Raw genomic sequence first — 12,412 nt, 5'->3', positions numbered from 1 at the left:
TGGGCCGTCTTCCATCATCACCTGACGCTCTCAGTGCCAGAGCAGCTTCCAGACAACATAGGCGAACAGGAAAGGCACCACGAGATGGACCAGCGTACCGAAGGTGATACGCTTGCCATCACCGGCCCGCATCATCAGGAAAATGGTCCGTGTCAGAGAAAGCAGACACAGGATCAGCACCACGGCAAACAGCACGGCCTTGCCGGTTACAGCACCATACATACGATCTTACTCCTGTCTCACTGGCTGAACACGCATCCGCAACCAGCCAGAACTGGCCGTAAGGTGGCGCAGTCATGCGCTTTCGTCAATCCAGTCCCGCCTGACCGGTTTCACCACCTGATGGAAGGCCAGACAGCATGAATCTCTTCTCTCTCGCCAGCAGCGTGACAACCACCATCAACCCGCTTCAGCCTGCCATTCTCCGCCGCATGACAGGCAGCCAGATTGCCGCCGATTACAGCACGACCCCGCTTCATGAGGACATCCCTGTGCTGATCGACATCCAGCCCGCCCCGGCCACTCTCCTCCAGCTCATTGGCGACATCGCCCAGCAGGGAGAAAGCCGCACCGTCTTTCTGCAAGGCAGCGCCCATACTCTCAGTCGCCCTCTGCAGAGCGGGGGCGACAGCCTCCTGTTTGAAGGATCGGAATGGCTGGTCACGAAAATACTCGAACAATGGGGAGCCAATGAATGGTGCCGCCTGATCGTCACCCGCCAGATTCCATGCCGGCAGAGTTCCAGCTGACCCCGACAGACAGCACGGTCATGCAGATGCTGGGAGACTGGCTGAAAGCAGAAATTCTGCCTGAAGGCTGGGGCCTCTTCCAGGGCCAGCAGAACCGTCTGCCCATGCCTTCAGGCAGCCATCTCGTCATGCAGCCAACCACACGCCGTCCGCTCGCCACCAACAGCCATGGCCATGATGAAGAAGGCGTCACCATCTCCCAGCCCGTGGAACTGTCCATCCGGCTCACCGCCCGTGGGCCTGAATCCCTGACGGTTCTGGGCGGTGTCAGCACCCTGTGGCGGGACCGGCGGACCGTGGCGTGGTTCCGCCACAGACGGCCTGACATGGCCCCCATAGACACCGGGCCCCTCACGCAGCAGGACTTCACCAGTGCAGAACAGCAGTATGAGGCCTCCGCCACCCTGACACTGCGTCTCGTCATCATGACCACCCTGAAACGCCCGGCCGAGACGGCCACAGCCCTCGGCATGGCCTCCATGGTGGAAGCCACCCTGGCCACTCCCCTCCCATCTGCCGACCACTGATTCCTTTTTCACAGACAAGGACACTCCATCATGGCCTCCCTGACCGGCACCATCCCTCTTGCCCAGACTGTCAGCATCAATCCCGTCACACTCGGCACCGCCAGTGGCGTTCCTTTCATGAACGGGCTGCTCATCACAACCCCTTCGGATTCAGCCGCTCTCGGTACAGGTCAGCTGAAATCCTACGGCTCCCTGGCAGACGTGACGAAAGACTTCCCCGCCAACAGCCCGGAAGCCCGCATGGCCGCCGTCTATTTCGCCAGCCATGACGATGCAGCCCAGATACCGCCCACCCTGCTGATCCATATGGCGGACCCGGCCCACCAAGCCGATCCTGCCAGCCTGATGGACCTCATCACCAGCCAGAATCAGGCTTTCACCGGCTTCACCACCACATGGGAACCCACCCTGACACAGAAACAGGCCTTCGCCACATGGGTGGCCGGCACGACGGACCGTTACTGGTATGTCCCATGGGACACGGACGAGCAGGCCCTCAACCCGCAGAACAGTGCCAGCTTCGGCACATGGTTGCAGAACCGGAACATTGATGGCACCACCCTGATCTATCAGGACCCTCTAGCTGCCGCCTTCTGTCTCGGCTGGCTGGCCTCGCTCGATTTCAGCGCAACGGACGGGCGCACCACGCTCTGCTTTCGCCGCAGCGGGCTGCTCACCCCCAGCGTGACCGATGCCACGACAGCCGCCACCCTCCGGGCCAATGGCTACAATTTCTACGGGGCCTATGCCAACGGGCTGGGCCGCTTCCAGTGGCTGGAGGACGGGCATGTCTCGGGGGCTTTCCTCTGGGCGGACAGCTACATCAACCAGATATGGCTCAATGCGTCCTTCCAGTCCGCCCTGACCACGCTTCTGCTCCAGACCGGGCAGATTCCGTATGACAGCCTCGGGGATGGGCTGATCTCGGCCAGCGTGCAGGACACCATCAACCAGGCCCTGCGCTTCGGGGCCATCCGCCCCGGAATCCAGCTGACATCCCTTCAGAAACAGCAGATCGACCAGGCTGCCGGAACCACCATCAGCGACACGGTGCAGAGCCGGGGCTGGTACTTCCAGCCCAATGCCTCCACCGCCGCAGCCGACATCCGGGCCGCCCGCAGAAGTCCCCCGTGCCGCTTCTGGTACACGGATGGCCAGTCCGTCCAGTCCATTCATCTTGCATCCATCGAGGTCCAGTAAGTCATGTCCCGCACTGCGCTCATCACCTCGGCTGACGCCGTTTTCACCCTCACGGTCAAGACCCTGTTCAATGCGCCCATCACGCTGGAGAACTGGGCAACCGACCATGGCTGGAGTGGCTCCCAGAAGCTGAAGCTGGCCACGACGAGCCTCTCCATTGATGGCCGTCTCAACAAGGGATTTGTCCCTTCGGCCTATCACATGGCCCTGCATTTCTCTGCCGGATCACGCTCCCTTCCCGTCTTCGATGCCATCGCCACGGCCTCCCGGCAGGCCCGGACAGTCTATGAACTGAACGGCGAGCTTCTGCTGCATGGGCTGGGACAGCGTTTCACCTTCACCAATGGCTGCCTGACGGATTATGACCCCGTTCCGGCGGGAGATACAACGCTGGGCAACCGGACCGTGAACATCACATGGGAAAATGTCCTCCCGGCAGGGCTGTAAGGCAACCCACCATGAAAACCATCGAATGGACCCCTGCCGAAGGCCCTGATGCAGGCAAATGTTTTGTCATTTCCCGCATGTCGGCCTTCACGGCGGACCGCTGGGCACGGCATGTCGTCCGTGCCCTGGCCCGTGCCGGAGCCAACACCCCACGGGAGGCCCTGCACAGCGGCATTGCCGGTCTCTCCGGCCAGAGCATGGCCCTGTTCGGGCACATGAGCGATGAAGACTGTGACCGGGCTTTCTCCGGCCTTCTGGACTGTGTGACAATCCGCCGGGACCCCACGAACCGGGCCCTTGAGCCTGCCCCGCTCATCGAGGCGGACATAACGGACCCCAACACGTTGCCTGCCTTGCGGGCAGAGGCCTTCCGGCTGAACGTGGATTTTTTCAAGGCCGCAATTTACCAGATATACCCCCTCATCGCCATCTTGAGGGAGACACAGCCGGACGGGGACCTCCCGCCCGCTGCGTGAATCTCTCCAGTCCGATGGCCTTTGTCATCGGGGCGGGGCTGGCCACACTGCATGAGCTGAAAACCCTCTATGACAGCGAAGACATGTGGCTTCTCTGGGAAATTGCGGCCGTGGAGCGCATGAATGGCCATTCTTGATACACTCATTGCCCAGTCGGACCTGATACGTCCCCCGACCCATCTCCCCCTGAAACAGGGCACGGCAGCCTTCCGGCGGAATGTCATGGGGGCACTGGCCCTTTTCACCGGGGGGCGATCACTCACTGGTCTGAAACAGCAGGACACAGACGGAACAGATGTCCCTGTCATGGCACGCCCTCTGCCCGCCATGATGCCAATGCCGGAGCCACCGGCCCGCCAGAGCGATGCCACAACTCCCGAAGCGAAAGCCCCTTCACCCCAGCCCATGCCTCCCTCGGCGGTACAGACCGTGCGGGACTGGTCCACCCTGCTGGCCCAGTCCACCCCTGCCGCCCGACAGGCCCTGAAGGACGTGGAGCCAACCCTCCACAATGCAGAGCAGGCTCTGGAGCGTGTCCTTCACCTCCAGGCACGACAGGTTGATACGACACGGGAGGGAGCGGACCCCGGCCCCCTCCTGCAAGGTTTTTCAGCCATGATGACGGCCCGCAGCATCCTGAACCTTCATGCTCCTGAAGGCCTCTCCTCACCCCATGATGAAACCGGACGCCAGAAGACACCCCCTCCTCGCCAGCCGGGCAGGCTCCTGCCTGCCATGTCCATCCCATACCTGACCGGCACGGCCTCACGGGAACTGAACGTCTCACCCACGCCGCAGCAGGACCAGGAGCGGCTGCATCGCCTGTCCCTGACCCTTGCCCGTACGGATCAGACACTCTCACGGATGCTTCCTGCAGCACCGGGTTCCCGTTCCCCCGCCGTTCCGGGCAGGCCCACTCCCGGTGCAGGGCCGGCTCTTGCCCACCTTGCCCGGCATGTCGAAACCGCAGCACGACCGCACCCTCTCACGACCCACAACACGACCACGCACAGCCCGACCATCAACATCACCGTGACGGCAGGTCATGGCAGACCGCAAGACATTGCCCGTGCCGTGGAAGCCAGCACCATAAAAGCCCTTGCCCGCCAGACCCTCACCCAGACCGGATAATCTCTTTCTGGAGCAGTCCTCATGTCCATCCTGACATCTCTCCGGGCGTCAGCCTCCGCCACCGGTGGTGAAACGCTGGGAAACTGGGCCGTACAGCGTGCCGCCCGCCAATGGGGCATCTTCCGCCGCCCGACGGCTGACCAGTTCAGTTCCCTCACATCGTCCGGTTTCAACCGATCAGCTGGCGGCCCATCCAGTTTCCTGTCAGGCCAGGCGCCAAGACGTGTCCTCTCCGCCGCCCATGTCGATTCCCTGCGACTGGATGAACAGGCCAACATCTGCTCCGCCCCACAGGAAAACGGTACCTTCACGAGCTACAACAAGGTATTCCTGCCCTACCGGGCCATGATCCGCATGGTCTGTGACGGGTCGGAAACAGGCTCCCTTGGTGAAAACCTGCTGCCAGACTTCATACGCAGCACCCTTGGTGTGGGGTCTGACACGGTGCGGAAAGATTTTCTGGAAACGCTTTCCCGGCTCGTAAAGGACACAAACCTCTATTTCGTCGCCACGCCAGAGGGCATCTACCCCAATGCCAACATCACCGGTTACACCTTCACCCGCACGGTCGACAGCGGCGTTGACATCATAACGGCCAACATCACCATTCAGGAAGTCCGACAGGGAAACACGTCCCGCTGGACGGGAAGCCGCCACCCACAGGGTGCGCAAACCCGCAATGCAGGCCCCGTCACCCTTCAGCCGGAGAAACGGACATGATCTACACGGTTCCGCTCCAGCCAACAGCAGCCCAGAGCATGACCTGCCCCATTGCCGGGCTGCAATGCCACATCTGGCTGAGACAGCTTTCCACCGGACTATACATGGACCTGACCGTCGGTACCGAAGCCCTTCTCCGTGGCGTTGTCTGCCAGAACGGGACCAACATCATCCGCAACCCTGCCAGCCTGCTGCCAGGCCGCCTGTACTTCACCGACACACAAGGGGCTGATGATCCCACATTTTCAGGTCTGGGGTCCCGATTCCTGCTTCATTACGAAGATGATACATCATGACAGCCATCACATATCCCAATGCCACCACGACACACAGCTTTGCCCGCAAACAGATAACCGTCACATTCTTCATGCCCGGGCTGAACGGAGGCCTGGACAGCTTCACGGTTGGCGAGGGACATGCAATACAGGCCACCATAAAACATGCGGGATTTACCACCGGTTCCGAAGCTGACCTCACCATCAGGGGGCTCTCCCAGATAGACAGAGACAGCCTTTCCATCCTTCCCGACCATCCTGCACCAGACAACCTCAACACAATCACTGCTGGCCAGACTTTCATCACCATACAGGCCGGTGATGAAGGGAGCCCGCTGACAAACCTGTTCACTGGAACAGTCGACAGTGCCCAGACGGATTATGATGATCTGAACAGTCCCTTCCATATCCATGCCATGACCAGCACCATTCCAGCGTCCATCCTGCCACAGGCCAAAGGCTATGCCGGACCGCAGGACGTCATCACCCTGATGGCGGATATCTGCAAAGAAGCAGGCTTCCAGCTGCTGGATCATGGTGGCTGGGAACGCCATGCCAGCCTGACAAACCATTACAGATGGGGAACGGCTCTTGAGCAGATACAGGCCATCCTGACGGCGACGAAAGGCACCTTCAACCTCTCACCTTTCATCCCCATGATGGAAAGCAACCAGGGGGCCATTCCCTACAGGGGGCTCCTTGAAGTATGGGGGCCGACCTTTACCGGCATCCCGCCAGCAGGGCAGGAATCAACAGTTCCTGTCATCTCAGCCGCAACGGGGATGATCGGCTATCCCCGATACAGCAGTTCCGGCATATCCCTGACAACCCTCCTCCGGCCAGACATCACCTTCTGGCGTCCACTGGCTCTGGAAAGCACCTTTGCACCCGTCACCGGAACATGCACAACCGGCACCCCACCTTGGAACGGCCTGTGGCTGGCCACCTTTGTCTGGCACGACATCAGTACCGAGACCTCACATGGAGCCTGGCATACACATATGGAATGCATCCGTACGACCCTTGGCAGACGATGACGGGCCGCCACCTTCCTGAACAACCACCTCCAGAACGGCCTGAAGGATCACAGCATGCCTGCTACAGCCACGCCCTATCTCCTGCGCTCCAATGCGGGCAAAAACAGCCTGAAAGGTGCACTGGATTCACTCATTGCCAGCCACATCAACCAGATCGGCCCTTCCATGCTGGTACAGGTAGAAACAGTCACGACCGAGGCCGCTGCCATTACAGGCAAGGTCACGGTCCGTCCCATGGTACAGCAGCAGGATGCGCTCTCCCGCACCCTGCCACATGACCTCATCCACAATGTTCCTTACCTGCGTTTGCAAGGCGGCCGTTCCGCCTTCATCATCGACCCCAAACCGGGAGATATTGGCTTCATCATCATATCAGGGCGGGACCACACCCATGCCATCACGACCCGACAGCCCTCACCTCCTGCCTCGTTCCGACAGTTCTCCATGCAGGACTGCGTATATGTGGGCGGCTTCCTCAATGAAGGGCCAGACCAGTTCATACAGGCAACGGATCAGGGCTGGCGGATCGTGACGCCGGGATCCGTCACCATAGACGCACAAGGGCCCCTCACCCTGAAAGCCAGCCGCATTGAAGCCACCTGCGATATTGTCACATCCGGCGACGTTCAGGCGGGTGGCATCTCGCTAAAACAGCATACTCACGGCGGCGTGCAGACCGGTCCGGGCACAAGCGCTCCCCCGCAATGAAATATCATTTCGGAAACGGCATATTTCCACGCCAGGCTGTCTCAGCCAGTGTGCGGACGAACTCATCCCCGTGATCGAAATCGATGTGGGCTGCGCCCCCTGCCCAGGACATGCTGACAGACGTACTGCCTGCCAGGGCATCAAACAGGGCGTGCCCCTCAGCTTCGGAGACATAACATCCCCATTGCGTGCCCCGGTTGATGATGCCTGTATAATGGAAGCCTTTCACCTCGTATCCGTTGGAGAAACGGACCTCCAGTTCTGGCTGGTGAATCTCATGATTCTTCAGGACGAACATGAGAAAGACATCACCACCCCGACGTGGCGATGCAGACAACATGACATCATTTTCTGCCAGAAGAGCCGTAAGCGTGTGGTCCAGCTCCAGCATCTGCCATTTACCGGTCTGCCCCAAGCGCTGCCCCCCATTGGGAGATACACCAAGAGCGGCCAGACCACTTGTTGTCACCGTTCCATCCTGCGCCACATCCAGCGGGGTCTGGGCCCGGGCATCTGTCAGACTGCCCGCCAGCAGCATCAGACTCAGGCCTGTCATGCACAGTGTCGTCCGCATCATCACTTTCCTTTCCCTCACGATACAGGGGCGGGGGCAGGACGGAACAGGCCCGCCTGCCCATGTCGCCCGTAACAGATTTCAGTCAGTTACAGTTTCGGATTCATCACTGGAGACTTCATCGAGCACTTCATGATGGCGCTCATGAGCCTTTTCACGTTCCTCAGCTGGCATGTTCCTGATCACGTCGTGTACTGCCTTCACAGGGTTTGCAGCCGGTTCTTCCTTCTCGGACATGATACTCCCTTTCCTGTCATTCACTATCGGACGCCCTCTTTTCCAGAAGGGCGCAGCCCAGCACTGAACCATCAGGAACGGTCGATCAAGCGCACGGCCCCTCTATCACTGCACGACTGCCTTGCAGAGAAACCACTGCTCCAGCCGGTTAGCGTTCGCAGATTCCAGAATTCTCGACGTAAGTGACAAGCCGCTGGTCACTCTGCAACAGGGCCGCCGAACTGCCCTTTGCATCGGCTGTCAGCTGACGGATATACTGGGCACAGGGCGAATGGGGGCGGTGTGATACGGCCCAGAGACCATCCCTCACCGTCTCGGCGGAAAGGCCGATGCGGCGCAAATTCTCCTCATCCGTCCGCTGCTCCTGATGATTCACCCCCTGATGCGCCTGCACCTTGGCACTATGCAGCGCCTGAGAGAGGGTGCCTCTGGTTTCGGGCATGTGACTCAATGCATCCGCACGGGCTACTCCGCCCCAAACAGAAACGGCTGCAATTACAAAAAGAACGTGTTTCATGGACAGGATTCCTGCATTACGCCCCATAGGCTACGGAGAAAATAGCGCATCCCGACAACCTCTCCAATGTGGTTTCACCCCATGCGCTGGCAATCAGACAATTTTCTGGCCGGGTGTTGCTTTCAGGGCGCTCTCAGGCCCTGCGGCTCGTCTGTAACGGCATCATCACTGGCCAGATCCGGCCTGTAACAATATTTCGGCACATTTCCTGGCCCATCATCAAAATATCTGAGCACATGGACGACAGCATCGTAGCAATTGCCCCGCCGTTTGTTGATGAGCACATCATAGGCATTATCCGCCACCCGCTTGCTAGAATAAGCCTTGTGAAGAAATTCGTACAGTTTTGGAGGGTCTATGGCGAAAGACCCATCCTCATTTTTCAGATACACAGCCTCCGCCCGTGCCACACCGGGCAAAGCCAGTGCGAACACGGCGCACAGCACCAGATGTTTCATGCCCATAATCCTGTTCATTCCTGAAATTGACGGCACCCACCCTACCGGGTGCAGCCACCGACTCTGACAACCACATCCTGATCCATCAGGGCCACATATGAAAACCACACTCAACGGACCTGTGGAAGAGCCTGCTTCTACCACAAACCTGTGGCGATCGGTTTTTCCAAAAAAGAAAAAGAGAGCCGCACAACGGGCTGGACCAGTTCATCCAGGCAACAGATGAAAGATGGCGTGTCGGCAGTAAAGGAGGAATTTTTTTTCTTCCCCCCTTACCTCTTTACTTCCCGTAGAACTGGTCCAGAACTTTCAGGAAGTCTTGAGCCTTCATGGATTGCATCAACTGGTTGACCTGATCCTCATTCTCCTCAGCTCTCGCCGAAAGAGAGTATCCCAAAAGCCCAGAAGCCAGAACAAAAGCAACGCCTAATTTCTTCATGATCTCCTCCACGTAACTACTCCTCTTTTTCTGCCTCCAATACCTGCTGGATCAGAAGGAGGATCGTTTCGGCACAGGTAACCCCATGTGTCCACAACCCGCACAACCTCCCTAACCTCTAACTGAAAAAGTACTTCAATCATGGTTGACGCCAAATTAAACAAAAACACCCTCGCGTAATACTGCAATATTCTCTGGGAAATATTAGAATGATACAATCAAGACACTATCCGTCATTACTCTTTTCGCCCGATATAAGGAAAACCAAAACAGCACATTTTTCCTATCACCAGGCCGCCTACTAAATAATATTTACAACGACGTAGAGAATAGTCACAACACCATGGAGAGAGGGGCTGCACCGGGCCGGGATTTCCTTTTCCTGCCTTCTGCGGCCAGACATCTCCTACTATCAGCCCGTGAAGGTGGTAAAAGAGTACACTCCTGCCGGGTGGGTGGCCGGCGAAAACGGCCTGAACCAGCAGGGACAGCGCATCGCCTCAGCACCGTGGAACGGGTTCTGGTTGCCAGTCAGCATTACTCATGAGGTCACTGCCGAGATACCGGGCGGCAACTGGCATACCTTTGTGGACTGCCAGTTGACGAGCGCAGGACAGCAAATCGCCGTTAAATAGTCAGTCGAGGTTCTTCTTCTCGCATGTCCCTGAGCGCTCAATAGAAATGATGAGGTCCTCATCATAATCTCTACGAGACAATCCTCTGTCATAATCAGCTGTAAGCTGGGCCACATAGTGAGAACATGCGCTATAGGGCTTGTGTTGCGTTGCCCATGCAGCCTTACGGGCGACATCAGGGGACATGCCGAGTTGACGCAAATGGATCTCTGTTTCCGCAGCCATGCGATTTGAAACAGCGTCCCAATCGCTTTGGGATGGCTCTATGACTGGACGGCTGCAATGAGGCGCACACAAAGAATCAATTACTTTCCTGTTGGCTTCCATCTGCCGCTCATTCCTCTGGGCAAGGGTCAGTCCATCATCTGCCCGAGCCACGCCGGACAGGACGATGGTAGCGGCGGCAATGAGGAGAAAGTGTTTCATGGTCAACTCCCGTAAGGTCATTCGTCCATCTAAGGCATCAGAACAATAAAGGGGAAGACCCATGCCAACAAACAACACCCCCTACTGGGACCGAACGGGAACCGGGATTAATCTCAACACGATCATGAACGGGCGGATTCAGGACCATATCCGCAAGATCGGCCCCTCCATGCTGGTGCAGGTGAAGGCGGTACACGCTGGGCAGGCCTCCATCACTGGCATGGTGGATGTGCAACCGATGGTCCACCAGCAGGACAAACAGGGCAAGCCCCACCCCCGGCAGGTCATCCACAGCGTCCCCTATCTCCGCATCCAGGGCGGCAGTTCGGCCCTCATCATCGACCCCAAGCCGGGGGACATTGGCTTCATCGTCATTTCTGGCCGGGATCACACCCATGCCGTCACCACACGGCAGCCCTCTCCCCCCGCCTCGTTCCGGCAGTTCGCCATGCAGGACTGTGTCTATGTGGGCGGCTTCCTCAATAACGGGCCGGACCAGTTCATTCAGGCGACAGATAGCGGCTGGCGCATCGTGACGCCGGGCACGGTTTCAATCGAGGCGGCCAAGGTGCGGGTCAACTGCGATATCGAGACAAGCGGTGATGTGAAGGCGGCCGGCGTCTCGCTGAAACAGCATGCGCATGGCGGCGTGCAGGCGGGCGGCGGGAAGACCTCACCGCCAGAGTAACCGTCCTGCGCCATGGTGCCCAACCCTCCCCTCACCGGGAGGGTTTTTTATTGCCCGGAGTTCTCATGAAAACCCTCTCCCTCACCCCTGACTGGGACCTGACACTGGACAGCACGGGCAATCTGGTCGTGCTGACGGACAAGGCGGCCATCCTTCAGGACGTATGCTCTGCCGCCCGCACATGGCTGGGCGAGGTGCTCTACGACACCGGGCAGGGCATCCCCTACGACACGGACATCCTGCGCTCGGACGTGGACCTCTCCTTCTATTCTTCGGAGATCGAGGATGCCGCCGCGTCTGTTCCCGGCGTGGCGGCGGCCACCTGCCACCTCGCCAATCCCACCAAGGAACGCCAGCTCACCGGCGTCATTCTCGTAACCTTCAGCGATGGGAGCACGGACCATGCCCAGTTCTGACGCCACGACCAACGTCCCGGCCCCCATCCTCACCGATGCGGGCTTCACCGCCCCTTCCGAGCAGGACATCCTTGCCGGGGTTCTGGCCGACATGAACGCCGCCCTGGGCGGCGGGGCCAACACGGCCCTTTCCACCCCGCAGGGGCAGATCGCCCTTTCCGAGACCGCCATCCTTGGCGACTTTCTGGGGGCGATGATCGCCATCTTCAATGGCGTGGACCCGGCCTCTTCTTCCGGGCGGATGCAGGAGGCCATCGGGCGCATCTACTTCATCGAGCGCCGCCCCGCCACAGCAACGACCGTCACGGTGCAGGCCAGCGTGAACGCCCCCGGCCAGACCATCGCCGCCGGTACGGTCGTGGCACAGGGGACGGATGGCAGCCTCTATGTGGCCCCGCAGGCCATCACGCTTCCCCAGTCCGCCACGGCCAGCCTCGACCTCACCTGCCAGACTGCGGGGGCCGTGAGCTGCCCCGCCAACAGCCTGACGCTCTATCAGGCGGGGCTGGGGCTGGCATCCCTCACCAATCCTGCCCCCGGTGCCACGGGTGCTGATGCCGAAAGCCGCACCGACTTCGAGGCCCGGCGGCAGGCCAGCGTGGCGGCCAACAGCATCGGGCAGAATGCTTCCCTCATGGGGGCGCTGCTGGAGCTGCCCGGCGTGACGGATGCTTATGTGACGGACAATCCGGCACAGGCTCCGACGGTGCAGCAGGGCGTGACCATCCCGGCGGGGGCGCAGTACATTCTGG

General features: G+C 59.6%; 21 protein-coding genes. 14 read left to right on the top strand and 7 right to left on the bottom strand.

The annotated features are described in order from the left end of the window. Positions 1 to 30: 30 nt before the first annotated feature. Positions 31 to 222, bottom strand: coding sequence for a hypothetical protein (locus DTI93_RS00105; protein WP_043562128.1), 192 nt, complete (start codon positions 220 to 222; stop codon positions 31 to 33). A gap of 137 nt (positions 223 to 359) precedes the next feature. Here DTI93_RS00105 and DTI93_RS00100 point away from each other — a divergent pair, with 137 nt between their 5' ends. The 11 genes from DTI93_RS00100 to DTI93_RS00050 are packed head-to-tail and all read left to right on the top strand — an operon-like array spanning position 360 to position 7,270. Further along, a complete protein-coding gene (locus tag DTI93_RS00100; RefSeq protein WP_043562126.1) occupies positions 360 to 749 on the top strand; it encodes a hypothetical protein in 390 nt (129 codons plus the stop codon). Beyond that, positions 695 to 1,276, top strand: coding sequence for an LIC_12616 family protein (locus tag DTI93_RS00095; protein WP_146046947.1), 582 nt, complete (start codon positions 695 to 697; stop codon positions 1,274 to 1,276). The genes DTI93_RS00100 and DTI93_RS00095 overlap by 55 nt, the downstream gene beginning before the upstream one ends. Positions 1,277 to 1,306: 30 nt before the next feature. Continuing rightward, complete coding sequence (locus tag DTI93_RS00090; protein WP_103765807.1) at positions 1,307 to 2,476, top strand: DUF3383 family protein; 1,170 nt, start codon at positions 1,307 to 1,309, stop codon at positions 2,474 to 2,476. A gap of 3 nt (positions 2,477 to 2,479) precedes the next feature. Beyond that, a complete protein-coding gene (locus DTI93_RS00085) occupies positions 2,480 to 2,923 on the top strand; it encodes a phage tail fiber protein (protein WP_081562632.1) in 444 nt (147 codons plus the stop codon). Between the two features lie 11 nt (positions 2,924 to 2,934). After that, on the top strand, positions 2,935 to 3,399 hold the full coding sequence (locus DTI93_RS00080) for a phage tail assembly chaperone (protein ID WP_081562633.1): 465 nt from the start codon (positions 2,935 to 2,937) through the stop codon (positions 3,397 to 3,399). After that, a complete protein-coding gene (locus DTI93_RS00075; RefSeq protein ID WP_156878805.1) occupies positions 3,396 to 3,536 on the top strand; it encodes a hypothetical protein in 141 nt (46 codons plus the stop codon). The genes DTI93_RS00080 and DTI93_RS00075 overlap by 4 nt, the downstream gene beginning before the upstream one ends. After that, positions 3,523 to 4,530: a hypothetical protein gene (locus DTI93_RS00070; RefSeq protein ID WP_249079260.1), complete on the top strand. Its 1,008-nt coding sequence runs from the start codon at positions 3,523 to 3,525 to the stop codon at positions 4,528 to 4,530. The genes DTI93_RS00075 and DTI93_RS00070 overlap by 14 nt, the downstream gene beginning before the upstream one ends. A gap of 21 nt (positions 4,531 to 4,551) precedes the next feature. Continuing rightward, complete coding sequence (locus tag DTI93_RS00065) at positions 4,552 to 5,250, top strand: hypothetical protein (RefSeq protein WP_086431786.1); 699 nt, start codon at positions 4,552 to 4,554, stop codon at positions 5,248 to 5,250. Continuing rightward, positions 5,247 to 5,546 carry a phage baseplate plug protein gene (locus DTI93_RS00060; RefSeq protein ID WP_043562113.1) on the top strand — a complete coding sequence of 100 codons (300 nt, stop codon included), beginning with the start codon at positions 5,247 to 5,249 and terminating at the stop codon, positions 5,544 to 5,546. Before DTI93_RS00065 ends, DTI93_RS00060 begins: the two co-directional genes overlap by 4 nt. Beyond that, entirely contained in the window at positions 5,543 to 6,562 is a 1,020-nt protein-coding gene (locus tag DTI93_RS00055) for a hypothetical protein (RefSeq protein WP_249079257.1), read from the top strand. The genes DTI93_RS00060 and DTI93_RS00055 overlap by 4 nt, the downstream gene beginning before the upstream one ends. 54 nt (positions 6,563 to 6,616) lie before the next feature. Beyond that, on the top strand, positions 6,617 to 7,270 hold the full coding sequence (locus DTI93_RS00050; protein ID WP_043562108.1) for a Gp138 family membrane-puncturing spike protein: 654 nt from the start codon (positions 6,617 to 6,619) through the stop codon (positions 7,268 to 7,270). A 4-nt stretch (positions 7,271 to 7,274) separates the two neighbouring features. On the opposite strand, the gene DTI93_RS00045 is transcribed toward DTI93_RS00050, so the two are convergent. The 6 genes from DTI93_RS00045 to DTI93_RS00020 form a co-directional block, all read right to left on the bottom strand. Further along, on the bottom strand, positions 7,275 to 7,847 hold the full coding sequence (locus tag DTI93_RS00045) for a hypothetical protein (protein WP_043562106.1): 573 nt from the start codon (positions 7,845 to 7,847) through the stop codon (positions 7,275 to 7,277). Between the two features lie 78 nt (positions 7,848 to 7,925). Then, positions 7,926 to 8,081 carry a hypothetical protein gene (locus DTI93_RS00040; protein ID WP_156878807.1) on the bottom strand — a complete coding sequence of 52 codons (156 nt, stop codon included), beginning with the start codon at positions 8,079 to 8,081 and terminating at the stop codon, positions 7,926 to 7,928. A gap of 148 nt (positions 8,082 to 8,229) precedes the next feature. Beyond that, entirely contained in the window at positions 8,230 to 8,598 is a 369-nt protein-coding gene (locus DTI93_RS00035) for a hypothetical protein (protein WP_043562104.1), read from the bottom strand. A gap of 122 nt (positions 8,599 to 8,720) precedes the next feature. Further along, positions 8,721 to 9,056 carry a hypothetical protein gene (locus tag DTI93_RS00030; RefSeq protein ID WP_143539976.1) on the bottom strand — a complete coding sequence of 112 codons (336 nt, stop codon included), beginning with the start codon at positions 9,054 to 9,056 and terminating at the stop codon, positions 8,721 to 8,723. Positions 9,057 to 9,336: 280 nt separating this feature from the next. Further along, the gene (locus DTI93_RS00025; protein WP_193699485.1) at positions 9,337 to 9,507 is read right to left on the bottom strand and encodes a hypothetical protein; all 171 of its coding nucleotides are present in this window, start codon (positions 9,505 to 9,507) and stop codon (positions 9,337 to 9,339) included. 623 nt (positions 9,508 to 10,130) lie between these two features. Next, the gene (locus DTI93_RS00020; protein WP_249079255.1) at positions 10,131 to 10,556 is read right to left on the bottom strand and encodes a hypothetical protein; all 426 of its coding nucleotides are present in this window, start codon (positions 10,554 to 10,556) and stop codon (positions 10,131 to 10,133) included. A gap of 61 nt (positions 10,557 to 10,617) precedes the next feature. On the opposite strand from DTI93_RS00020, the gene DTI93_RS00015 reads away from it, so the two are divergent. From DTI93_RS00015 to DTI93_RS00005, 3 genes are all read left to right on the top strand, one after another. Then, positions 10,618 to 11,244 (top strand): Gp138 family membrane-puncturing spike protein, encoded by a 627-nt coding sequence (locus DTI93_RS00015; protein ID WP_249079254.1) that lies wholly within the window; start codon positions 10,618 to 10,620, stop codon positions 11,242 to 11,244. Positions 11,245 to 11,309: 65 nt separating this feature from the next. Then, positions 11,310 to 11,660, top strand: coding sequence for a hypothetical protein (locus DTI93_RS00010; RefSeq protein WP_249079252.1), 351 nt, complete (start codon positions 11,310 to 11,312; stop codon positions 11,658 to 11,660). Further along, the coding region (locus DTI93_RS00005) for a baseplate J/gp47 family protein (RefSeq protein ID WP_249079250.1) at positions 11,647 to 12,412 on the top strand (766 nt) is incomplete at its 3' end. The genes DTI93_RS00010 and DTI93_RS00005, both read left to right, overlap by 14 nt.

The sequence above is a fragment of the Parasaccharibacter sp. TMW 2.1884 genome, from assembly GCF_023337695.1.
Lineage (GTDB): Bacteria > Pseudomonadota > Alphaproteobacteria > Acetobacterales > Acetobacteraceae > Bombella > Bombella apis.
Note: the sequence above shows the minus strand (reverse complement) of the source record. Positions and strands in the feature narration are given on the sequence as shown.